Genomic DNA, 23894 nt, shown 5'->3' with positions numbered 1-23894 from the left:
GCAAGGCGACCCCGCCTCCAGGAGCAAGCGGAGTGCACGTAACCTGTCTATCTTATTTATTGAAATTATTTGCAAAATTTGTGTTAACAGGCCCTGAAAAGCGCCAGCCGGAAGGGCTGAGAGGACGGAATCTTCAGCCGCCAAGCGATCCGGGGCGGCCGTCCCGCTTGGGAAAGTCCGCATCGCGACCGGCGTCTGGCATGAAAAAAAAGACGGCCCACGCCGTTCCAACGCGAAAGATGCGGCGTGGGCCAGACTCGCACGATGCGCCTATGCCGCCTCAGCATTCGACGATGCTGACGGCAAGTCCGCCTTCGCTTGTTTCCTTGAATTTGTTGCTCATCTCCCTGCCGGTCTCCCCCATGGCGCTGATGACGGCATCCAGCGTGACCTTGTGCTGGAAGCTTTCTTCGCATGTGGCGATCAGCATGGCGCTATAGGCCTTGATCGCCCCCACGGAGTTGCGCTCTATGCAGGGTATCTGCACATATCCCCCCACGGGGTCGCACGTCAGCCCCAGGTGATGCTCCAGCGCGATCTCCGCGGCATTTTCCACATCAGCAATGGCGCAGCCACGCGCATGGGCCAGCATGGCCGCACTCATGCTGGCCGCCACACCCACTTCACCCTGACAACCCACTTCCGCGCCAGCGATGCCCGCATTGTGCTTGGCGAGGAAACCCACGGCTGCCGAAGCCAGCACACCCTCGCGCAGAGCGCGTTCACCTATGTTCATATCGTTGCGCATGGAATACAGCAGAGCTGGCATGACGCCCGCCGCGCCGCAGGTCGGCGCGGTGACGATGACACCGCCGCTGGCGTTCTCCTCGGCGACCGCAAAGGCATAAGCGCTGAGCTTGGCCAGAAAGCGGTCAACGGCAATGGGCATTTGCTTCGCATGGTCGAGCAGGCTTGCGGCCTTCCGCCAGACGCCGAGCGTCCCCGGAAGCTTGCCTGTGGCCGCAAGCCCGCGGCGCACGCTGTCGTACATGGCTTCCATGATCTCATCAAGCCGTTCATAGATCGCGGGACGGCTCATCCCGGTAATGGCGGTCTCGTTTTCAAGCATGAGCTCGTGCAGGGTGAGTCCTGTTTTCGCGAGATGGCCGCGCAATTCCTGCATGGTGCCGTAGGGGTAACGCGGCTTCCCTCTTTCCGGGGGAGTCCAGCCCTGCCACTGGATGAACCCGCCGCCGACGGAATAGTATTCCCTCTCGAAAAGCGATCTCCCTCCGGCGTCAAGCAGGAAAGCCCGCAGCGTATTGCTGAAGGGAGCGTCGTGGGCCACTGGTCCAAATACCACATCGGCGAGTCCCACGCTCAGCGTTTTGCCGCCAATGCTGACATCATGGCGGGCATCGGGATCGCGGCCAAGCGAGGTCAGAACATCGCCCGGGCAGGTTTCCGGCTGGGAGCCCAGCAGGCCGGCAAGAACCGCCACATTCGTTCCGTGCCCTATCCCGGTGGCGCTGAGGGAGCCGAGCAACTCCACTCGCAGGGCCTCCGCCCGCGCCAGAGTATCCGACGGCAGGGCGCGGCAGAGTTCAAGAAAATCACAGGCCGCTTTCATGGGGCCGATGGTGTGGGAGCTGGAAGGACCGGGCCCTACCTTGAAGAAGTCGAAGAGCGTGGTAGTGATGGGGGGGCGGGCAGTCGTGACCGGACGTAAAGAGGGGTGTGACATGGGAAAACTCCGTTTCCGCCGCGTTGGGCAAGCGTATGAAAAATGCGCCGCGCGGGTGGCCGCACGGCGCGATCGAACATCAGAACAGTATCGCCCCAAGCAGAGAGGCAATGGTGATGAGGCCCATCACCGTCACGAAGACGTTGGAGAACTGCCCCTGGAACTTGTGCATGGCCGGTATGCGGCGGATGGCATACATGGGCATGATGAAGAGGATCATGGCGATGATCGGACCGCCAAGGGTCTCGATCATGCCGAGGATGCTTGGGTTGATGGTGGCGACAATCCAGCCGGAGATGAAGAAAAAGAGGGTCAATCCCCGGTTGAGCCTGGCGGCGTCGTAACTTTTGCCGCTGTCGCGCAGATATTTGTGCAAAATGCCGTGCAGTCCTTCACGAGCGCCGAGGTAATGTCCAAAGTAGGATGTGGCGATGGCAAGGAAAGCGATCAGCGGTCCGAAATAGGAAATGACGGGATTGTCAAAGCGGTTTGCCAGGTAGGAGAGGATGGGGATGTTCTCGCGCTGCGCTTCGGCAAGGTCCTGTGGGGTCAGGCTGAACACGCAGCTGAACACGAAAAACATGACAAAAACCACCAGGATGCCCGTCGTATTCCGCAGGGTGACGCGCGCCTTCTCTTCGGCCGCGATCCCGTATTCGTTCTGCTCTGCAACGGCAAAGGACGAGATCGCGGGCGAGTGGTTGAAGGCAAAGACCAGCACGGGCAGGGTCAGCCAGATGGTCGTGGCGAAGTCGCCAACGCCGGGCATCTCGGAGAACATGCTCATGTTCCAGTGCGGGATCAGATAGATCGACAGGCCAAGAAGGGTGGCGCAGAGCGGATAGACAAGTTTTTCATTGAACTTGAGCACGAAGCTTTCGCCCACCACGATGACGAGGATCATGGCGCCCACCAGCACGCCGGAAAGTATGAAGCGGCTCAGCGTGTAGGGCTCGAGCACGGTGGCCAGCGAGGCCATGCCAAGCTGATTGACGAGAAAGGAGCCCACGGTATTGGTGATGCCTACGCCATAGATCAGCAAAATTGGGTAGATGGCGAAAAAATACAGGACGGTGATCAGCTTTCCGGCCGAGGAGCCGAAATGCTCTTCCACGACCTCCGTGATGTCGCTGCCGGGTTTTGCGGACGAGAGCACGAACCGCGCCAGAGCGCGGTGGGAAAGATAGACCATGGGGCCGGTAAGCAGCGTGATCGCTATCAGCGGCCAGACGCCGGATGCGCCCGCCTTGATGGGGAGGAAAAGAATCCCCGCGCCCACGGCGGTGCCGAACAGATTGAGCATCCACATGGTGTCAAAAGAATTCCAGCGTGAAGTCGTGTTTTGCAATGCAGTACCCTCCTGTTACAAGATTGACAAAGTGCATCCCAACAAATTTGAGCGCTGTATATTGATGACGCTACTTCCTTATATGAGAATATACGATATGGCAAGACAAATCCTCGCGGGCAGCAATCTCGTCATAAAACTGACAAACGGATGCCGTAGCATCATTTTTTATAACATATAACGAAAATTCATGCAAGTATATTCCGCTTTCAAGAGTGATATATTTTTAAAATTCAACCCATATAAAATAGCAACAATAATTCATCGATTAAACCTATTAATCTGTCATGCGAGCGCAAAAAAGATGAGAGCTTGCGGGAACGGCTCATTGCTGACCATGCCCACAGTCTGACGCATCCCGACCGATGATGGAGTGTCGAGCCGCAGCGCGCACCTCGAAGGCGGACTTGCCTCGAGTCCCTGACTCATTCCTCACAAGAGGGCGCTGGGGGAAAATGGAGGACCTGGAAGGAAAGAATCTGCGCGACGGGGTGACGCCCCGCCGGGACGGACGCTTGCCGCTGGGGGGGATCGTGCAGGCTGACCAGGGAAAAAGCGGCGGGGGGCGGTCCTTGCGAACCGCCCCCTCAGAAAAGGAGTCCGAACATCTCTCGCCGAGTCATCCGCGTGAAGAGGGGCTCCGCTCACGCCGCAATCGGTTTGACAGATGTCCCGACAAACCCTCTTCGCGCGAAGCTTACGGCAGCATCCAGCTCAGTACGGTGGCCTGCAGCCAGGTCAGCACGCAGATGCACGCCGTCATGGCGATACTGTGCGGCAGGGCGAAGCGGAAGAGGTCGCCTTCCTGTCCCACCATGCTGGTGGCGGCGGTGGCCACGCTGATGGACTGGGGCGAGATCATCTTGCCGGTCACGCCGCCGGAAGAGTTGGCGGCCACGGCCAGTTCGGGCGGCATGCCCACCACTTCGGCGGTGGAGCGCTGCATGCCGCAGAACAGCGCGTTGGACGAGGTGTCCGAACCGGTCAGGAACACGCCGAGCCAGCCCAGCAGCGGCGCAAAGAGGGGGAAGATGCTGCCGGTCAGGGTGAAGGCGATGCCCAGCGTGGAGCTCATGCCGGAGTAGTTCATGAGGTAGGCCAGCCCCAGGATCATGGCGATGGTCAGGATGGGGAAGCGCAGCTGCACGATGGTACGGAAGAAACAGCTCACGGCGCGGCCGAAACTGTAGCCGGGCATGAGCGGCACCGACAGGAAGCCGGCAATGAGGATGGCCGTGCCGCCCGCGGAGAGCCAGTTGAGGGTGAAGACCGCCGGATACACCGGGTCCTTGCCTTCGGGCAGGATGGGAGCGGCCTTCATCACCAGACCATCAAGGCCGGGCCAGCTGAACGTGATGACCGAACCGGGGATGGCGTTGAGAAGATTCTTGAACTGCGGCAGGCCCCAGAAAAAGACCATCACGGCCAGGATGATGTAGGGCCCCCAGGCGCGCAGCACCACGCCGAAACGGGGAGCCTCACCCTCGAGGACGGCTTCGGCCTCGCCTTCAAAGCGGAAGATGCGCGCCGGCTTCCAGACGCGCAGCAGCAGCACGAGGCCGATGATGGCGATGATGGCGGACATGATGTCCGGCAGGGTCGGGCCGTGGAAGTTGGAGAACAGGAACTGCGATCCGGCAAAGCAGACGCCGGAAACAATGATGGCGGGCAGCACTTCCATCGAACGCTTGAAGCCGCACATGACCACGCAGAGCCAGAGCGGCACGATGACCGACAGGAACGGCAGCTGGCGTCCCACGATGGCGCTGATGTGCAGATCGGAGAAGCCCGAGACCTGTCCGGCCACGATGATCGGCACGCCGATGGCCCCGAAGGCCACGGGCGCGGTATTGGCGATGAGACAGATGCCGGCGGCGTAGAGCGGCTTGAAGCCCAGCCCCACCAGCATGGCGGCGGTGATGGCCACGGGCGTGCCGAAGCCAGCCGTCCCCTCGATGAAGGAGCCGAAGGCAAAGGCGATGAAGATGGCCTGGAGGCGGCGGTCATCGGTCAGGCGCGCCAGGGACTGCTTGATGTATTCGAACTCGCCGGACTCGACGGTCATGTTGTAGACCCAGACCGCCGTAACCACGATCCACACGATGGGGAACAGGCCGAAGGCCGCCCCATACAAAAAGGAGCTGAATGCCGTGGAGGCCGGCATCCCCCAGACAAGCACGGCCAGCGCGAAGGAAAGCACCACGCCCGCACCGGCGGCATGATGTCCTTTGGCGCGGCGCACGGCCAGCATGTAAAAAAGCGCAATGAGCGGAACGGCCGCGCACAGCGCGGACAGCAACGCACCCCCGGCGGGATCGTACACCTGAGTCCAAGCCATATGCCTCTCCAGACACGTTAGAAGTTCATCCTTGCCCCCTCCCCTCCATCCGCCATGCCGAGGAAGGGAAGGGACTGTCCTTTTTCAGGATATTTTCAGGATAATATCTTATCCGCCCCATATGCGTCAACAAGATAAGAAAAAAAGATTGAGCGCCTCTTCTTTCCGCCCTGCCTTCTTGACATGACGGGGGCCTTGCCCGCATGGTTTCATATCATCATCCACCATCGCCGGCGGGCGGTCTGCCGGCGTGCCTACAGAGGGGGACGCCTTGATGCGACACTGGCTGTTCAAATCCGAACCGGAGTGCTTTTCGTGGCAGGATCTGGCCGGCGCGCCGCAACAGACGACCTCCTGGGACGGCGTACGCAACTATCAGGCTCGTAACTTCATGAAGTCCATGCGGGTGGGCGATCGCGGCTTCTTCTACCACAGCGGCGCGGACCCGGCCATCGTCGGCCTGGTGCGCGTGGTGCGGGAAGCCTACCCCGACCATACGGCGCAGGACCCGGAAAACAGCCATTTCGACCCCCGCGCCACGCCGGAAAAGCCCATCTGGGAAATGGTGGACGTCCAGCTGGAAAGGGCCTTCCCCCATCCGCTGCGCCGCAAGGAGCTGGCCGCCTTCCCGGAACTGGCGGGCATGGAGCTCATGCGCCGGGGCAGCCGCCTGTCCGTGCAGCCGGTCAGCCCGGAGGCCTTTGCCTTCATCTGTGCGCTGGCCGACGGACAGGGAGAGGGCGCGCCAGCATGATCCCCGGATCGGGACAGTCTGCGCAAGACATCATACCGGCCTCGTTTCGGCCCGGACTTTACAGGGCAGTGCCTCTCACGTAAGATAGTCATCATTTTTCACTGGCTCGCCGTCATTTGGTAACAAGGTGTAACTTCACGGCGGGTCTTGAGGGTTCTTTCATGGCAAACAATGCTCTCATCAAGGATTTCGAGGCCCTGCTCGGCCCCGAGAACGTGTTCAGCTCCGAGGCCGACCGGCAGAGCTATTCCTATGACTCCGCGGTGCTCGCGCCTGTCGTGCCCACGCTGGTGGTGCGCCCCACCACCACCGAACAGCTTGGCCAGTGCGTCAAAAAACTGTACGACAACGGCATCCCCATGACCGTGCGCGGCGCGGGGACCAACCTGTCCGGCGGCGTCATCCCCGACGTGCCGGATACGGTGGTCATCCTGACCAACGGCCTCAACCGCATCCTGGAGATCAACGAGAACGACCTCTACGCCGTGGTGGAACCCGGCGTCATCACGGCGCAATTCGCCGCGGCCGTGGAAAAGCGCCGGCTGTTCTATCCGCCGGACCCGGGCTCGCAGTCCGTCTCCACCATCGGCGGCAACATCGCGGAGAACGCGGGCGGCCTGCGCGGCCTCAAGTACGGCGTCACCAAGGATTACGTCATGGGCGTGGAGTTTTTCGACGCCACCGGCGAAGTGGTCAAGAGCGGTTCGCGCACCGTCAAATGCGTCACCGGCTACAATCTGGCGGGCATGCTCACCCAGAGCGAGGGCACGCTTGGCGTCATCTCCCAGGCCATCCTCAAGCTCGTGCCGCCGCCCAAGGCCTCCAAGGCCCTCATGGCCGTCTTTGACGACATGCAGAAGGCCGCCGAAGCCGTGGCCGGCATCATCGCCGCCCATGTGGTCCCCTGTACGCTGGAATTCCTGGACAACAACACCATCGTGCGCGTGGACGACTTCACTCATGCCGGCCTGCCGCGTGATGCGGCCGCCATCCTGCTCATCGAGGTGGACGGGCATCCGGCCCAGGTGGCCGACGATGCCGAGGCCGTGGAGCGCGTGCTCAAGACCACCGGCGCCACGGCCGTACATGTGGCGCGCGACGCCGCCGAAAAGACAAAACTCTGGGAAGCGCGGCGTATGGCCCTGCCGGTGCTGGCCCGCGCCCGCCCCACCACCATCCTGGAAGACGCCACCGTGCCCCGCTCGCAGATCCCGGCCATGATGAAGGCCGTTACCGACATCGCCGCCAAACATCGTGTGGAGGTCGGCACGTTCGGTCACGCCGGCGACGGCAACCTGCATCCCACCTTCCTTTGCGACAAGCGCGATGCCGACGAGTTCGCCCGGGTGGAGGCGGCCATCGACGAGATGTTCGAGACGGCCATCAGCCTGCACGGCACGCTGTCCGGCGAGCACGGCATCGGCACGGCCAAGGCCAGGTGGATGGAAAAGGAGACCTCCCGCGGCACCATCCTCTTCTCGCAGCGGCTGCGGCGCGCCCTTGATCCCAAGGGGCTGCTCAATCCCACCAAGCTGGTGAGCATCCGTTAGGGGGGCCGCGATGAGCGATCTGCATTCCCTTGCCCGGCGTCTCATGGCGCTGGATGACCGGCTGGCGGCCTGTATGCGCTGCGGCCTTTGCCAGAGCGTCTGCCCCATGTTCGGGGCCACCATGAAAGAAGCCGATGTGGCCCGCGGCAAACTGGCGCTGGTGAGCAACCTGGCCCACGAGCTCATCTGCGATCCGCAGGCCGTGGCGGGCAAGCTCGACCGCTGCCTGCTCTGCGGCTCCTGCGAGGCGGCCTGTCCGTCGGGCGTGAAGATCACGGAGATCTTTTTTGAAGCGCGCGAGGTGGTCAACACCTATCTCGGTCTGCCGCCTCTGAAAAAGATGATCTTCCGTTTCCTGCTGCCCCGGCCGGAACTGTTCAACCTGAGCGTGCGCGTGGGCGCTCCCCTGCAACGCCTCATGCTGCGCCGCAACCACGATGCACAGGAGACGGCCTGCGCGCCCATGCTCTCCTTTCTGCTGGGCAAACGGCATATCCGCCCGCTTGCTCCCCGCTCCCTGACCTCCCTCACGGGCCCGCTGGACGAGCCCCGCCCGGAAGGCGGCCTCAAGGTGGCCTTCTATCCCGGCTGCATGGGGGACAAGCTCTATGTGGACATGGCGCAGGCCTGCCTTGCCGTGCTGCGCCATCACAAGGTGGCCGTCTTCCTGCCGGAGGGGCTGGCCTGCTGCGGCATGCCCGCGCTGGCCTCGGGCGACGCCACGGGCATGCTGCGCCAGATCGCCGTCAATCTGCCCATTTTGCGCGGCGATTTCGACTACCTCGTCACGCCCTGCCCCACCTGCACCAAGACCATCCATTCCCTCTGGCCGCACTATGCCCAGCGCCTCGGCACGCTGGAGCGCGACGCCGCCGCCCGCCTGGCCGAAAAGACGCTGGACATCACCGCCTTTCTGGTGGATGTGCTCAAGGTGGCGGCCCTGCCGGAAAGCGACGAGGGCACGCTGGCCGTCACCTACCACGATTCCTGCCACCTCTCCAAGGGGCTGGGGATCCGCAGCCAGCCCCGCACGCTCATCAGGGCGTCCTCCCCCTGCCGTCTGGTGGAGATGGACGAGGCCGACCGCTGCTGCGGCTGCGGCGGCTCCTTCAATCTGACCCATTACGACCTCTCCCTGCGCATCGGTCAGCGCAAACGGGACAACATCGTGGAGACCGGCGCCGCCGTGGCGGCCGCCGCCTGTCCAGCCTGCATGATGCAGCTGGAAGATGTCCTTTCGCAAAATCACGACGCCGTGGTCGTCCGCCATCCCGTCCAGCTGTACGCACAGCATCTGGGGCTGGACGGCAAGGCCCCGGCATAGTTTCAAAGGAGTGACTCATGGCCCCTGTGAACCAGGAACTTGTCGATCTCTTCATTGCCCGCGCGGAATCCGTCGCCGCCCAGGTGCAGCGCCTGCCCAACATGGCCGCCGCCCTGCAATACGCCGTGGATGTCTGCGCCCGCAAGGCTCCCTGTGAGCTGCTGGCCGATGAAGACGTGGAAAAAGGCCCCGCCGGCCCCAATAAAGTGCCCACCCGCGTGCAGAAGATCCTTGCCGCGCCCGATCTGGCGGACGCGGACTTTGCCGCGCTGGCCGAGGCCTGCGCCGCGCAGGGCTTCGCCTGCCTCCGGGAAGGCCTGCGGAAGCATCTGGCCGGCATCGACGTGGGCCTGACCACGGCCCGTCTGGGCGTGGCCGCCAGCGGCACATGCCTGGCCGTGGGCGATAATGAGGATACCCGTCTTGCCGGCATGATCAGCGAGACGCACATCCTCATCCTGCGCGCCGACGCCATCTATCCCGACCTGCCGTCCATCGCCGCCCCTCTGCGCGAGCGCATGGCCGAGTGCCCCGGCAGCTACACCACGCTCATCACCGGGCCCAGCCGCACCGCCGACATCGAACGCGTCAGCGCCGTCGGCGTGCACGGCCCGCTGGAACTGCATATCGTTCTTCTGGAGGATGCCCATGTCTAACAGCGAAAAACTCGGCAGCGTGTCCGGCTATCACAAGGACATCGACAGCGCGCTGGAGGACACGTTCCTGCGCCGGACCCTGGATACCTTTGCCGTGGCCTATCGCGCCAACCGTGAAGCCATCTTCAAGGAAGTGGACGAACGCGGCCTTATCCGGCAGATCGCCGACGCCAAGGATGACGCCTGCCGGCACATGGAGGAACTCTATACGCAGTTCCGGGCCGAGGCGGAAAAGCGCGGCGTCATCGTGCACCGGGCGGCCACGGCCGCCGACGCCAACGAGATCATTGCCCGCATCGCCAGAGAAAACGACGTCAAATACGTCATCAAGTCCAAGTCCATGACCGCTGAGGAGATCCACCTCAACAAGCGCCTGGAAGCCGACGGCCTCGTGGTGGACGAGACCGACCTCGGCGAATGGATCATCCAGCTGCGCCATGAGGGCCCCTCGCACATGGTCATGCCCGCCATCCACCTTTCCCGGCAGCAGGTGGCCGACGACTTCGCCAGGGCCACCGGCGACCCGCAGGATACGGATGTGCAGCGGCTGGTCAAGGTGGCGCGCGTGCAGCTGCGCCGTAAGTATCTGCGCGCGGACATGGGCGTGAGCGGCTGTAACTTCGCCGTGGCCGAAAACGGCAGCGTGAGCACCGTCACCAACGAGGGCAATGCCGAAATGGTCACCACCCTGCCGCGCGTGCACGTGGTGCTGGCCGGGCTGGACAAGCTCGTGCCCACGCTGGATGTGGCCCTGACGGCCCTGCAGGTGCTGCCCCGCAACGCCACGGCCCAGCGCCTGACCTCCTACGTTACCTTCATGGACGGCGCGGGCGACTGCGCGGCCTCCCCGACCGGCAAGAAGATCATGCATGTGGTCTTCCTGGACAACGGGCGTACCGAGATCGCCAGGGATCCCCTCTTCTCCCAGATCTTCCGTTGCGTGCGCTGCGGGGCCTGCGCCAACGTCTGCCCCGTCTTCCGTCTGGTGGGCGGGCATCGCATGGGCTATGTCTACATCGGCGCCATCGGGCTCATCCTCACCTATTTTTATCACGGGCAGGACAAGGCGAAGATCCTCAGCCAGAACTGTATCGGCTGCGAGGCCTGCAAGAACGTCTGTGCCGGCGGCATCGACCTGCCGCGCCTCATTCGGGAAATCCGTGCCCGTCTTGTGGAGAAGGACGGGGCCGGACTGCCCATGGCGCTGCTCTCCTCGGTGATGAAGAACCGCAAGATGTTCCATAACCTCATCAAGTTCGCGAGCTTCGCCCAGCGCCCGTTCACGGGGACCGGCAAGGACAACGTGAGCTATCTGCGCCACCTGCCCGCCATCTTCCTGGGCAAGCATCAGTACAAGGCCCTGCCCGCCATTGCCGCCGAATCCTTCCGCGACCGCTGGTCCCGCATCAAGCCCGTGCTGCGCGAACCGCGCATGCGTATCGCACTGTTCAGCGGCTGCGCGCAAGACTTCATCTTCCCCGACCAGCTGGAAACCTTCGTCAAGCTCATGGCGGCGTTCAATGTGGAGGTGGACTTCCCGCTGGAGCAGACCTGCTGCGGTCTGCCGCTGGACGTCATGGGGCAGCGGGCCACGGCCATCGAGGCTGCCCAGCAGAACGTGGACGCTTTCGCCCACAAGAAGTACGACGCCATCGTGACCCTCTGCGCCAGCTGCGCCTCGCACATCAAGAACGTCTATCCCGAGATTCTGGAAGGCTCGCCGTACCGGCATCAGGCCGAAACGCTGGTGCAGTCCGTCCAGCCGTTCAGCGCCTTTTTGCATGACACGCTGGGCGTGACGGCCGAGGACTTCAACCAGAGCGGCGAAAAGGTCACTTTCCACGCGCCCTGCCACCTCTGCCGCGGCTGCGGCGTCACGGATGCCCCGCGCGATCTCATCGCCCAGGCCGCGGAATATGTGCCCTGCGCGGAAGAGGACGTCTGTTGCGGCTTCGGCGGCAGCTACTCCATGAAATTCCCTGAAGTGGCCGCCCAGCTGCTGGAAAACAAACTCAACAACGTGCAGGCCACCGGCGCTTCGCGCCTCGTGACCGACTGCCCCGGCTGCGTGCTGCAGATCCGCGGCGGCGCGGAGAAGAGGGGGCTTCCCGTCAAGGTGAGCCATATCGTGGAGCTCATGGCCGAGAACGTGCGCTCCCGCAGCTGACGACCGGCAAGCGAACCGCCGGGGGGCGCACCGTGCCGGGATGGCGCGCTCGTCCCCCGGGCCGTGCGGCAGCCGGTCGCCGCGAAAAAAACACCCGCCTCCCGTACAATCCGCGGGAGGCGGTTTGCTTTTGTTTCCTGCCTGAAAGATAAAAAAGCAACAGCGGCGTCGGACAGATACCCTGTCCGACGCCGCTGTTCGCATCCGCCGGGGCCGGACTAGGCCTTTTCGCCTTTCTGGCTCATGCGTTCAAATACTTCGCGGAAGCTGACCTTCTGCGGTCCGTCGCCGGACTGCGGCACCTGCAGGCCCACGCGCGTCTTGAAATTGATGACGATGGGGCCGCTCAGATTGAGGCAGGCTTCCTCCGGCTTGCCCATAGGGATGGACACCGTCACCAGGATGGCCGCATCTTCGGGTTTTTCGAGCCCCAGCAGCATCTGTTCCGCATCGCCGATGATGACGGGGTAAGACTCCAGGAAGCTGTAGGGGTCGGTGACCATCAGGCCCAGCGTGGGCGTCTGCGTGCTTTGCAGGATAAGCAGCGCCCCGCCCTGCTGGATCTGCAGCAAGGTGAAGAAGTGCTCGTTTTCCAGTCCGGCCAGGCCGCGGGGGAAGTTGATGATCTTGTCGGCTTCGATGCTCCGACGGCCAAGACGGGTGTCGATCTCTAGGGCTTTTTTCTCTTCCATAGCTGCAATGCCACCATAAGGTCTTCATTGTTAGAGGGAATGGCGCCTTTGTTCTCTTCTTCAGCGCGTTTGTAAAGCTCTTCTCTGTATACTGTCGTGTCGGCGGGGATATCCAGTCCCAATTTGACCTGTTTCCCCTGCATGCTCAACACGGTTATACGTATATTTTCACCAAGACAGATGCTTTCCCCTGGGCGGCGGGCAAGTATGAGCATATGCCGACCATTAGAGGAAATTGGAAAGATTGAGCTGCATGATCATGGAGGATGACTGCAGCACCATGCTGTAGGTCATCTGCTGGCGCGTAAGATTGGTCAGCAGTTCCGTCAGGTCGATGTCTTCCACGTTGCTCAGCAGCTCCTGCTGGTCCAGCTTGCGGAAATCCAGGATGTCGTACACGGTCTCCACGCGGTTTTCCTTGGCGCCGATCTTGGCGGCCTGGGACTCCACGTAGGGCATGCAGTCATTGGTCAGCTTGGCCAGCACCTGGGCGCAGCCGTCACGGTTGTCGCATTCCAGGTAGGCGATGAATTCGCCCGCCAGTTCAAAGACGTTCTGTTCGGTGGGCAGGGCGGGCTTGCCCTGATAGTAGCCGCCGAAGATCTCCATGCCCACGCTGTTCACGGAGACGTAGGTGTCTTCCATGATCTCGTAATTGAGGTCAGCGCGGTCGGGATGCACCATGATTTGCGCGCCCGCCGGGATGGTGGAGCCGCCGGCTACGCCGGTGGTGTCGAAATCCATGTAGCCGCCGGGGATGGTCAGGCGCAGGCTGTTGCCGCCGGTGGTCGTGCCCTTGGCCGTCACCCAGTTGTTGCCGCCGTCGGTGCTGTAGGAGTAGGTGAACTCGCTGTTGGGGTTGGCAAGATCCGCCGCCGTATCGAAGCGCACCAGCACGTCCTTGCCGAAGTTGCCCGTCGCGGTGACCTGATCCTTGCCCAGGCCGTCCTGCCCGCCCATGACCACGATGTCCGGCGGGGGATTGTTGTCGTCGCCCTTGTACTCGGCTGTCGGCCGGATATAGAGCAGGGTCCCGTTATTGGCGCCGGGGCCGGCATCCACATCGGCGGCGCTGACCTGCAATCTGCTCGACACGGTGAGCGTCACCCCGTTGGCGTCGATGGTGAAGGAGGCGTTGGGGTCGGCATTGGCCGCCAGCGTGCCTTCCGTCCAGGTGTCGCCGCCGTCGGCGGACCAGCGGTAGGTCAGATCGTCGTCGCCCACGGTGCCGTCGCTGGTGAACTGCACCATGATGGTGCTCTTGGAGGAACCTTCGATGCTGAAGGCGCCTTCATTGGCGGCCTCGCTCCAGTTCTCGTCCCAGGAGGTCACGGCGAGGCTTTCCTCGAAGGCATTGCTGTCATAGCGATGCCCGGCAAAAATGCTCTTGCCGTCGAATTCCGTATTGCCCAGATTGAGCAGGGTGCCGAAGAGCGCACGCGCTTCGTCAGCCATGATCTTGCGCTGTTCGGCGGTATAGGTGTCCGTGGAGGCCTGTTCGGCCAGCTCCTTGAGCTGAGTCAGGATATTGCTGGTCTGGGTGGCCACCACATTGTCGGCCAGCTGGAGCCAGCCCTTGGCGGTCTCCACATTGGTCTTGTACTGATCCGTATTCTGGATCTGATTGCGGGCGGTCAGCACCCGGAACGTCCCGGCGGGATCGTCCGACGGACGATTGATGCGCTTTTGCGTCGAGCCCTGCATGGTGCTTTCCATGTAGGCGGCAAGGCTGTTCTGCATGTTGTTGATCATGCTGCCGTACATATTGCGCTGTGTTACGCGGATAGCCATGATTGTCCCCTCCTTCGTCCCCTATTGCTTGAGCCCCAGCAGGGTTTCCAGCATCTGGTCGGCCGTGGTGATGAGCTTGGCCGCCGCGGTGTAGGAACTCTGGTACTTGATGAGATTTGCCAGTTCCTCGTCCAGATTGACCCCGGACACGGAAGCCACGCGATCATCCAGATCCTGGGTGAGGGTGGTGTTGTATTCCGCATTGGTCTTGGACTGGAGACGGTCCGAGCCCACGGTGGTGACGAGGTTGGAATAGTACGAGGTGATGCTCTGGTTATCCACGGTCTTCCAGACGGTGGAGATCACCACATTCTTGGTGGACAAAAGGCCCATGTCGTTGGCCAGGGAGTTGTCGCCCACGTTCATCTGGTACTGACCGTTGACGCGGCCCGCGGCCACATAGTCCGCGTCCTGATAGAGCATGTCGTTGATGGCCATGTCCACGGCATTGCTGCCGGAGAAGAAGCTGTTGATGCCCAGGGCGGCCATGAGGCCGCTGCTGTCCGCCCCCATGGCAAAGCTGACGTTGCTGTCGGGGTTGACCTCGATAAGCAGCCTGCCGTCCTGGATGGTGGCCTTGAGCATATTGTTGCCCGCGCCATCCGGGAAGGACGTATTGATGGCGTCGCGCACATCCTCCAGCGTATGCACCGAAGGATCGAAATTCTGGATGCCGGGCGTGGCGGCGTCGAAGTCCAGCATGCCGGAGGAGACGTGATCCCCGGTGGTCTTGTTGTAGAAATGGAAATTGACGTTGCCCGCCTGGAGACGGTCGCTGTAGGCATGCATGGCCTGCGGCGAGCCCAGGGCCTGATCGATGGCCCCGATGGTCTGCGTGCCCTGCGCGTAGTCCAGCGGCTTCAGGCCGACGCCCTGACTGTGCAGGCGGTTCACTTCCCAGATGAGGGCTTCGGCCGTGGCGTTGACTTCGTCCAGATAACGGTTGCAGTTGTCGTCACGGATGTTGAAGTAGGAGGCCAGCTTGCCGCCGGTCACACGGTCGGTATTCTCAGTACCGTTGAGGTACTGCTGAGGCGTGATGTTTTCCGGCCCGCGGGTGGGCTCGATCCAGTAGAGGGCGCGCTTGGGCACGATGTCGAAGCAGTCCCCGGCGTGGAAATTCTGCGTGTCGGTGAAGGAGATGGTCAGATTCTTCACCTGAACCGGGTCCACCTTGCCGTCGCCGTCATTGTCCGTAATGTCGTAGCGCAGTTCCTGTCCGTTATCGTCACGCAGCCAGGTCTTGCCGCCGTCAAGGGAGACGCGGAACTGCGGCGGCGGGGTGTCGCCCACATTGCCGCCGTTGACGATCTCCACCGTGTACTCAAAGCCGTCGGAACCGTCGAATTCGATCTGCCCCTGATAGGTGGATTCCGGCTTCAGGCGGTTTTCGGCCTGCGGGCCCAGCATCTCGATCTCCCAGGACTGCTGGCCATCCACCAGCGGCTGGCCGGTGGTCAGCTGCACCTGGAAGTTGCCCTTGCCGTTGTCGACGGTCTCCACATCCACAAGGGTCGCCAGTTCGCGCACCAGACGGTCGCGTTCATCATACAGATTGTTGGGGTTGCTGATACCGTCGACCGTATTGGCCGTGATCTGCTTGTTGAGCTCGGCGATGGCCTTGGAGATCTCATTGACGCGGGAAACGGCCTCGTCGATGGACTTGTCCATCTCACTCTGGAGCTGCTTGATGCTGTCCACCGTGGAGGAGAACATGTCCCGCATGGAATCGGCGTAGGAAAGCAGGGCCTCACGATGGGCCGTGCTGTCGGGGTAGAGCGCCAGATCCTGCCAGGCCTCGAAAAAGAGCCCCATGGCGGAATTCAGGCCGGAGCGGTTGGATTCGTTGAACAGCCCTTCCAGCGAGGTCATGATGGTATCCTGTTCGTTCCAGCGGGAGGATACCGTGGACTGGCGCACATAGGAACGCTCCAGGAAGGCGTCGTAATAGCGCAACACCTGCTGGGCATTCACGCCCATCCCCTGGGCGCCGGGCTTGGTCGTCATGGAGTAGGAATCGCGCTGATCAACATACTGGCGCGAGTAACCTTCCGTATCCGCATTGGCGATATTGTTGCCGGTGACGGATATCCACGCCTGCGAGGCGTTAAGGGCGGACTTCCCTATACTCATCAAACCACTCAGCATACTCACAGCCTCCCGGAAATAATGGCCGCATCAGGATGTGCCTTGTAGCACATGGTCCCCTGCGAACCGTAGATTTCGGCATCCGGGGGGGTGACCTGTCTGGTCAGATGTCGGAGATTGCGCGTGCTCTGATCGAGCAGCGCAAGCGAAAGCTGGGCGTTGCGGGACGCCTGACGCGCCGCACGCTGTTCCCCCCTGTCCACTTCAGCAAAAATGCTTCGCAACTCGTCGGCCTGCTCTTCCGGCAGACTTTCGGCATACGCAAGCACACGCTTTCCTTCGAGTGTGCGGATCACGCAGCTCTTTTCCACCGCGATCTGGCGAATGAGCTCCTGCAGGGAGAATTCCAGGGCGACCACGGCATCCGTCTTGCGCTCCATGATGGAAAAATATTCCTCTTCCAGCAGCTCGAACAGCAGCGACAGCGCCTTTGACTGGCGTCGCAGCGATTGGCTAACGATCTGAAACATAGGCATATCCTTGCATATTGACATGCACCCTCCGCTTACGCGACCGGCGGCATTTTCTGCCGCCGGAAGAGCGTGCACACTCAATTGTGCAAAAGGTATGCCGATTATGGAACAGGGCTACATGGGCACGCCCGCGATGAGCGCTTCCTCCGCGCTCAGGCGCGGCTCCTTGCCCGCCTTCCCGGGCTGGATGACGGACGTATGGCCCATGCTGGCATGCGGCGCCGTCAGCGGCGGGATGCCCGAGGCGGGCATCTGCTGCTGTGGCTGGGCCTGCGCCGTGGCCTGCGCGCCGCTCAGCGGGGCCACGGGGGCCTGTCCGGCCTGCGGCTGCCCCTGCAGAGCGTTCAGGTTCTGCTGCTGCATGTGGGCCTGTAACTGTGAAGCCTCAAGCTGGGCGGCCTGCGGCGTCTGGATGGTCTGCCGGGCGGCGGCGCCGGCGCCCTGCGCATGATAGGCCCGGATGCCCTGTCCGGCCTTCTGCCCGCCGGCGTCCACGTTGAGCGTGCGGATGAGGTCCTGATTGAGCCCCTGCCGCAGTTGCTGCGCCTGCTGCGGGATATTGGTCTGGTAGCGGACGCGCACCACATCCTGACCGCTGGCCGGCTGGGCCGCGGGCTGGGCGGGCTGGGCCGCCGCGACGTTCACTGTCCCGGTCAGGCCGGGCTGGGCGAAGGGGGCCGCTGGCTGCGCGATCTGACCGGGCGTCAGCGGCGGCTGCATGGCCGCTTGCAGGGCGGCCGGACTGCCTACCTGACCGCCAGCCTGGCTGGCCGCCGGCGCATATCCGGCGACTTGCGGCGTCACGCTTGCCGCCTGGGCGGGCTGGGTCGCCTGCCAGGCATTCTCCTCCTGCCGCCGGCGTCGCGAGGCGGGACGGATGCCGTTGCCCAGCTTGTCTCCGGCCTGACGCTGGGCCTGCTGGGCCATCTGCAATCCCGAAAGCTGGTCAGAGGACCGCTGATGCCGGCGCACCTCGATCTGTCGCTGTGCCGGCTGCGGCGCGGCGGGCGGCTGCAGGGCCGCCGGCTGCTGCTGGGCGGAGGGCCGCGCCTGCGGGGCCGCGGCGGCGTTCTGATCCACCACCCCATTCACCGGCGCGAAGCCTTCATACATGGCAGCCATCGACGGGACACCGTCAGCGTCGGCGACCGCCACGGCGGTTGCCGGTCTGTCTGCGGCCGGCTTTTCCGCCGCGGGCGTGACCAGCGGCGCGGCTTCGGCCACAAAGGCCGCCGACCGGCCGCTCGCCCCGGCCGTGCCGCGACTGGCCGACACCAGATTGCGCGAGAGCTGTTCATACATCATGTCCGCCAGCCCGATGCCGCCCACGCTGGCCATGGACTTGGCCAGTTCCTGGTCGTACATGTCCTGCCACATCTTTTCATCCCGGCTGTGCAGCAAACCGTTTTGCGGCAGGGTGGCGCGCATCTGCTGCCACATCTTCTGGATGAAGATGGACTCAAAGCCCTCGCAGGCTTCCCGCAGCCGCTTTTCCTTCTGTTCGGGGGTAAGGCGGCTGGACGCGGATTCATTGAGGCCGCGTACCTTGTTCTGCAACTCGAGCTGTCGCCCCTGGCTTTGCCCAAGCGAGGCCTGCATCATGCTGGAATCAAGTGAAGAGCCCATTAGATCACCTCCAGACTGGCATGCAGCGAACCCGATGCCTGCAATGTCCTCAGGATTGAAATAAGGTCACGCGGCGTGGCCCCGATGGCATTGAGCCCGTCCACCAGCTCCTGGAGCGTGGCCCCTTCCACCATCATCAGGCGGCGGTTCTCCACCCGCACGTTGATGTCCGTTCCCGGGGTGACGACGGTCTGACCAGCCGAGAAGGGACCGGGCTGCGAAACCTGCTCGCTTTCCTGCACCACGATCTGGAGATTGCCGTGCGCCACGGCCGCCTGGGAGATGCGCACATCCCGTCCCAGCACCACCGTGCCCGTCTTTTCGTCCACGACGACCTTGGCCGGCACATCGGGCGAGACCTCGAGATTCTCCACCGAGGCCATGAGCGGCACGAGGTTGCTGCGGTATTGCGGCGGCACGTTGACCACAACGGAGCTGGCGTCCTGGGCATTGGCATAGGGCCCGCCCATAGCCTCGTTGAGCCGTTCCGCGATCTGCTGGGCCGTGGAAAAGTCGGCCATGCGCATGTTGAGGGTCAGCTTGTCCTGCTGATTGAATTCAAAGGGGATGGCCCGCTCCACGATGGCCCCGCCGGGGATGGTGCCCACGGTGGGGATGTTCTGGGCCGCGCGGGACGCCGCGCCGCTGATGGAGAAGCCACCCACGGCCAGCGGGCCTTGCGCCAGGGAATAAATCTTGCCGTCCACGCCCTTGAGCGCCGTTTGCAGCAGCACGCCGCCCAGCAGGGACGTGGCGTCCCCCACGGAGGAGACCGTCACGTCCAGACGAGTCCCCGGCTTGGCCGACACCGGCATGCGGGCCGTCACCATGACCGAGGCCACGTTCTTGATCTTGAGCGCGTCGGAATCAACGCCGATGCCCATGCGATCCATCATGTTTTTCATGGAACTCAGGGTGAAGACGGAGTTTTTCTTGTCACCTGTCCCCGCCAGGCCCACCACCAGCCCGTAGCCTATGAGCTGGTTGTCCCGGACCCCGGAAAAGGTGGCGATATCCTTGATGCGTACGGCCTCCGCCCGCCCCGGCAGGGACAGCACGCACAGGGCAAGCAGAAACGACACGATGCGGACCGGATGCAGATTCATTCGTTGTTCTCCTCTGCCGACATTGCGGCATGAGAGAATTTGCAAAAATCACGCCATATATAGAAAAATTCAATATATATCCGGTTATTATGCGCGACGAGAAAAACCGGCACGCCGGCTGCGCCAAATGTCTGGCGCCGTGCCGGACGCCCCCGCCCATGCCGTCCCGCCGGCCACGTCGCCGGAAGGCATGAAAAAAGGGGGAGCACACCGACGTGTGCTCCCCCGGGACGTTACGCAAAAAAGGACGTTAAAGGGTGAAGAGCGCGGGTTCTTCCCGCAGCAGGTTGGCGGCAATGAGGCGGCTGTCGGCCGTATACGTCCCGCTGGCGACCTGCATGCGCAGGGCCTCCACCTTGTCCGCCCGCACATCGGGCGCATTCTGCGCCACGCGGTGCGCCTCGCTGAGCAGCATGGCATCCTTCGAGACGCTTATGGAATCCCCCTGCGCCGCGGCATGCGACGTGGCGGCATGCTGACGTTCGCCGGAATTCTCCAGACGGCCCTGGGCATACACATCCCGCACGGAACCAAGCAAACCGGACGAGTATTGAATCTCCATCATGTCCTCCTGCCTGACGAATCAGGACCGGACAGGAGCGGGCTTGTCCAGCATGCTCCTGTCGATTTTTTCTCGTGTTATGCGCCACAACAGGCGACGTACGCGGGCCTGCAGCTCGGAAGAGAGCTTGCGGGCCCCCCTGTCGTCCTGCCGGACGAAACAGAGCCCCTCCCCCGGAGGATAGGTAAAGCGTATGGTAAAGCCCACCCGCTCGCTGAGCGCCCTGCGGATCTCTTCCACCACAGGATTGTCGCTGCCGGTGAAGAGCAGGCTTTCGTACACTTCCTGCGCGACCTTCTCCACATAAACGCCGCGCCGGGGGGTCGGATCGGGATCCTGCGGAGCCTCGCCCGCCGCCAGCCGCATGCGTGTTCGCAGACGGGTCAGACGGCGAGCGGCAAGCAATTGCAGCTCGTAGCCCTGAACTCTCTGACGCAGACGAACGGCAGCGATATCAGACATAAGACTCCCCAATCCCTTCTGGTCATCTTTTCGACCGCGTACATGATTACTTTAGAGAAACCCGAAAAGATTACACGCTCTCTCCCCGGTCGTCCTTCCGGCTGCCGTTGCGGGCCAGGGTGCAGGTGACGGCGAGCAGGTTGAGCAGGCCGAAAAGGATCATGTCCGTCCGCATGGCCTGGAGGAACTGCGGCATGTTGTCGGGCCCCACCGGCGCATGCCCCAAAAAGAGGCTGAGCGTCAGCGTGATGATGACCATATTGCAGAGCATGCCCGCCGTGCGCACCATGCCCACCAGGCCGGAGGCGCGGCCCACGTTCTTCTCCCCGGCGCTTTCCATGATGATGGCCGTATTGGAGATGGCGAAAAAGCTGACGCCGATCCCCAAAAGCACCTGTGAGCAGAAGATGAGCAGCAGCGTCGAGTCCAGCCGCAGAAAGGCCGCCAGCAGCAGGCCGCAGCCGCAAAGCACCGTGCCCAGCGTGCAGACATGGCCCTCCTGCCAGCGACTGCAGAGTCTGGCGGCCAGCGGACTGGAAAGCGCCTGAACCAGCGCCTGCATGGCCAGCACAAGGCCGGTCTGCTGCACGCTCATGCCGCGCCCCATTTGCAGGTAGAGGCTGAAAAAGAAGAGCATGCCGAAAAAGGAGCAATAATTGATGAAGGCCGCCACCAGCGACAGACTGGCCACCCGGTTGCGGGCCAGCATGCGCACGTCGAGCAGCGGGAAGGCCGTGCGCAGCTCCCGCAGACAGAGGACGACGACCAGCGCCGCCCACAGGGCCAGCATGCCCGCGCCGATGCGGGGATAGTCGGCCAGCTCGGACGCGCCGATGGTCAGGGCCGCCATGCAGCAGCCGTAAATGAGGCAGCCCGACGTATCGAAATGTTCCCCTCTGGCCGGACGCCATTCCATCCGCACGCGGAAGACCGTGATGAGCATGGCCCCCAGGGCGGCGAGCCCCGTCAGCCAGAACAGCCAGGGCCAGCCCAGCCAGCCGGCGATAAGGCCCGCCAGCGGCGGACCGCAGGCGATGCCCGCATACACGGCCGCACTGCTGATGCCGAGATAGCTGGCCCGCAGTTCGGCCGGAGCGGCCGAAACGAGCAGGGCCAGACTGCAGGAGCTGAGCAGGGCGCAGCCTGTGCCCTGCACAAGGCGCAGCACGATGAACAGCGTCATGTTGCCGACAAAGCCGAGCACGATGCTCGTACAGCCGAAAATGCCCATGCCCGCCAGGAAGACCCGGCGGCGGCCGAAAATATCCCCCAGCGTGCCGCCGGCCAGCTGGAAGATGACGAGCCCCAGGGAGTAGACCGCGCCCACGAGGCTGAGCTCACGGGCGCTCGCCCCGAGGCTCTCCCCCAGCGGGGGCAGCACGGCATTGACGCCGGCCATCATGAACGGCATGAAAAACTGGGCGGCGCACATGGCCACCAGAAGCGAGCGATGCTCCCTGAGAACCGGCATGTCCATCTCCCGTAGGCGCCCGACCGCAAACTGACGGCCCGGCCGCGCGCGTCAGCGCGCCGTCCGCTGCGGCCCGCGCGTCAGACGCCCGTCTTCCGTCAGCCGGTCCCGTATCCACTCCGCGCACTGCTGGGGCGTGCGCCCCTCGGCGGGGCAGCATACATCGGCATAACGGCGGTACAGGGCTTCCCGTTCCTCGTAAAGCCCGCGCAGGGTCTGCCCCGGCGCGATGGCCAGCCCGCGCTCGGGATTGCGGGCGATGCGCTCTTCGATAAGGGCAAGGGGAACTTCCAGATGCACCACCGGCCCCAGCGAGGCCAGATGGCGCATGGCCGCCTCCCGGTACACGACGCTGCCCCCCGTGGCCAGCACTGTTCGCGCAGCGCGCACGCTGCCCACCACACAGGCCTCCAGATCAAGGAAAGCCTCCTTGGAGAGCTCATCCGTCACGCCCTGCAAACGGCTGCCGTAGAGCGCTTCCATAAGATAGTCGCTGTCCATGAACGCCCAGCCGAGCGTCTGCGCCAGCGCCTGCCCCACCGTGGACTTGCCCGCGCCGGCCATGCCGATGATGCTGATGCAGGGCCGCGGGATCTCGTCGGGGGATGCGTGAAGCATAGGCTCTCCTGGCTGCTGGTTCATGGACGCCTGCTGACGGCTGCCTGTCAGCTTGGCCCAAGGCAAACGATTCTGTCAAGGCCGGCCTCCCTGAACGGAACGCCGGGCATTTTTCTCCCATCCGTCGAAAATACTTGCTTCTCCGCGGCGACGGCACTAATGTTTAGCGCGTACCTGCCGATCGTTACGCAAGAGGAGTGACATTCCATGCGCCATACCTTTCTCCCGCTTGGCCTTGCCTGCCTGCTCGGCATGACGGCAGTCCCGCTGACGGTCGCCGCCGCCAGCCTGACACGGGACTCCGGCTCCATCGACATCAACCAGCGCGTACAGGACTGGAAGGATTACGGGGGGGCCCGACTCTACTGGCTTTCCGTGGCGCAGCCGCGCCAGATCCGCATGGGCGGGCTGCCCTTCGTGGACCCTGCCTCCCACCCCCTGCTCGTCCCTGAAGAAAAAGCCACGACCCGGCGGGCCTCAACGCGCCGCCGGACGAGCCGCCAGTCCTCGTCCGCCGTGCGCACCCAGAAGGCCCCCGGGGATGCCGGTTCCACCTCGCTGCGCAAACCGGCCGCGCGCAGCGGCGGCACGGTCAGCTCGGGCAGCGTGCCCATTGAACAGACCTCGCGCCGCAGATCGGGCGGCATCGCCGTCACGACGGAAGTGCCGCGCCCCGTGGCTCCCGTTTCCGGCGGCCCCTGGGCTCCCGTACCCGGCACGCCGCCGGTCTCCGGGCTCGGCATGTATGACGCGCAGCCCGTCCCGGCCATCATCCCGGCGGGCTCCCTGCCCCCCGGCGCGGCCACCGGCACGGCCATGACGCCACCTGTCCCGGCCGCACCCGCCGTGGCGCGGCCGACTCCCGCGCCTGTGCTGGTCCCGGCGGCCCCCGTCCCGGCCGGCGGCCCCGCCGACGTGTACAGCCCGCAGACCGTCCCGGGAACGCCCTTGCCGCCCCTGCCCGGGTCGGCGGCCGCGCAGCCCATGCCCACCCTTCAGGGGACGCAGGGGACGGCGGCCATGATGGGCGTACAAAACGGCATGACCGCCCGCAGCGGCGGGTAAGGCGACGCGGGCGGCACGCGGCCGGAGGACTTGACGAACCGCGCCATGCCATGTATGAA

Annotated in this window: 20 protein-coding genes; 6 read left to right on the top strand and 14 right to left on the bottom strand. The window is 63.6% G+C overall.

What is annotated here, in order from left to right; translation table 11 throughout:
* Positions 1-280: 280 nt before the first annotated feature.
* The 3 genes from Q0J54_RS00950 to Q0J54_RS00940 form a co-directional block, all read right to left on the bottom strand.
* Positions 281-1684: an L-serine ammonia-lyase gene (locus Q0J54_RS00950; protein ID WP_296303412.1), complete on the bottom strand. Its 1404-nt coding sequence runs from the start codon at positions 1682-1684 to the stop codon at positions 281-283.
* A gap of 79 nt (positions 1685-1763) precedes the next feature.
* On the bottom strand, positions 1764-3032 hold the full coding sequence (locus tag Q0J54_RS00945) for a serine transporter (RefSeq protein ID WP_296303411.1): 1269 nt from the start codon (positions 3030-3032) through the stop codon (positions 1764-1766).
* Positions 3033-3729: 697 nt separating this feature from the next.
* Complete coding sequence (locus Q0J54_RS00940) at positions 3730-5370, bottom strand: L-lactate permease (RefSeq protein ID WP_296303410.1); 1641 nt, start codon at positions 5368-5370, stop codon at positions 3730-3732.
* Between the two features lie 274 nt (positions 5371-5644).
* On the opposite strand from Q0J54_RS00940, the gene Q0J54_RS00935 reads away from it, so the two are divergent.
* The 5 genes from Q0J54_RS00935 (at position 5645) to ldhH (ending at position 11821) form a co-directional block, all read left to right on the top strand.
* On the top strand, positions 5645-6124 hold the full coding sequence (locus tag Q0J54_RS00935; RefSeq protein WP_296303409.1) for an EVE domain-containing protein: 480 nt from the start codon (positions 5645-5647) through the stop codon (positions 6122-6124).
* 161 nt (positions 6125-6285) lie between these two features.
* Positions 6286-7674 carry an FAD-linked oxidase C-terminal domain-containing protein gene (locus Q0J54_RS00930; RefSeq protein WP_296303408.1) on the top strand — a complete coding sequence of 463 codons (1389 nt, stop codon included), beginning with the start codon at positions 6286-6288 and terminating at the stop codon, positions 7672-7674.
* Between the two features lie 10 nt (positions 7675-7684).
* A complete protein-coding gene (locus tag Q0J54_RS00925) occupies positions 7685-8998 on the top strand; it encodes a (Fe-S)-binding protein (protein ID WP_296303407.1) in 1314 nt (437 codons plus the stop codon).
* Positions 8999-9015: 17 nt separating this feature from the next.
* Positions 9016-9654 (top strand): lactate utilization protein, encoded by a 639-nt coding sequence (locus Q0J54_RS00920; protein WP_296303406.1) that lies wholly within the window; start codon positions 9016-9018, stop codon positions 9652-9654.
* Positions 9647-11821: an L-lactate dehydrogenase (quinone) large subunit LdhH gene (ldhH, locus tag Q0J54_RS00915; protein ID WP_296303405.1), complete on the top strand. Its 2175-nt coding sequence runs from the start codon at positions 9647-9649 to the stop codon at positions 11819-11821. The genes Q0J54_RS00920 and ldhH overlap by 8 nt, the downstream gene beginning before the upstream one ends.
* A 218-nt stretch (positions 11822-12039) precedes the next feature.
* On the opposite strand, the gene fliW is transcribed toward ldhH, so the two are convergent.
* The 11 genes from fliW to thrB form a co-directional block, all read right to left on the bottom strand.
* On the bottom strand, positions 12040-12513 hold the full coding sequence (gene fliW, locus Q0J54_RS00910; RefSeq protein ID WP_296303404.1) for a flagellar assembly protein FliW: 474 nt from the start codon (positions 12511-12513) through the stop codon (positions 12040-12042).
* The gene (gene csrA / locus Q0J54_RS00905; protein WP_296303403.1) at positions 12492-12728 is read right to left on the bottom strand and encodes a carbon storage regulator CsrA; all 237 of its coding nucleotides are present in this window, start codon (positions 12726-12728) and stop codon (positions 12492-12494) included. The genes fliW and csrA overlap by 22 nt, the downstream gene beginning before the upstream one ends.
* A 10-nt stretch (positions 12729-12738) precedes the next feature.
* Entirely contained in the window at positions 12739-14304 is a 1566-nt protein-coding gene (locus Q0J54_RS00900) for a flagellar hook protein (protein WP_296303402.1), read from the bottom strand.
* Positions 14305-14325: 21 nt separating this feature from the next.
* Positions 14326-16437: a flagellar hook-associated protein FlgK gene (gene flgK, locus Q0J54_RS00895; protein WP_296303401.1), complete on the bottom strand. Its 2112-nt coding sequence runs from the start codon at positions 16435-16437 to the stop codon at positions 14326-14328.
* 17 nt (positions 16438-16454) lie between these two features.
* The gene (gene flgN, locus Q0J54_RS00890) at positions 16455-16922 is read right to left on the bottom strand and encodes a flagellar export chaperone FlgN (RefSeq protein WP_296303400.1); all 468 of its coding nucleotides are present in this window, start codon (positions 16920-16922) and stop codon (positions 16455-16457) included.
* A gap of 117 nt (positions 16923-17039) precedes the next feature.
* Complete coding sequence (locus Q0J54_RS00885) at positions 17040-18551, bottom strand: rod-binding protein (protein ID WP_296303399.1); 1512 nt, start codon at positions 18549-18551, stop codon at positions 17040-17042.
* On the bottom strand, positions 18551-19657 hold the full coding sequence (locus Q0J54_RS00880) for a flagellar basal body P-ring protein FlgI (protein ID WP_296303398.1): 1107 nt from the start codon (positions 19655-19657) through the stop codon (positions 18551-18553). The genes Q0J54_RS00885 and Q0J54_RS00880 overlap by 1 nt, the downstream gene beginning before the upstream one ends.
* Positions 19658-19907: 250 nt before the next feature.
* On the bottom strand, positions 19908-20222 hold the full coding sequence (gene flgM, locus Q0J54_RS00875) for a flagellar biosynthesis anti-sigma factor FlgM (protein WP_296303397.1): 315 nt from the start codon (positions 20220-20222) through the stop codon (positions 19908-19910).
* 18 nt (positions 20223-20240) lie between these two features.
* The gene (locus tag Q0J54_RS00870) at positions 20241-20681 is read right to left on the bottom strand and encodes a hypothetical protein (protein WP_296303396.1); all 441 of its coding nucleotides are present in this window, start codon (positions 20679-20681) and stop codon (positions 20241-20243) included.
* A 70-nt stretch (positions 20682-20751) separates the two neighbouring features.
* The gene (locus Q0J54_RS00865; RefSeq protein WP_296303395.1) at positions 20752-22152 is read right to left on the bottom strand and encodes an MFS transporter; all 1401 of its coding nucleotides are present in this window, start codon (positions 22150-22152) and stop codon (positions 20752-20754) included.
* Between the two features lie 51 nt (positions 22153-22203).
* Positions 22204-22770 carry a homoserine kinase gene (thrB, locus tag Q0J54_RS00860; protein WP_296303394.1) on the bottom strand — a complete coding sequence of 189 codons (567 nt, stop codon included), beginning with the start codon at positions 22768-22770 and terminating at the stop codon, positions 22204-22206.
* Positions 22771-22977: 207 nt separating this feature from the next.
* Between thrB and Q0J54_RS00855 the strand changes: the two genes are divergently transcribed.
* On the top strand, positions 22978-23835 hold the full coding sequence (locus tag Q0J54_RS00855; RefSeq protein WP_296303393.1) for a hypothetical protein: 858 nt from the start codon (positions 22978-22980) through the stop codon (positions 23833-23835).
* Positions 23836-23894: the final 59 nt, after the last annotated feature.

It is taken from the genome of uncultured Desulfovibrio sp., assembly GCF_944324935.1.
Classification (GTDB): Bacteria; Desulfobacterota; Desulfovibrionia; order Desulfovibrionales; family Desulfovibrionaceae; genus Desulfovibrio.
This window is presented reverse-complemented; position numbering and strand designations above follow the sequence as displayed.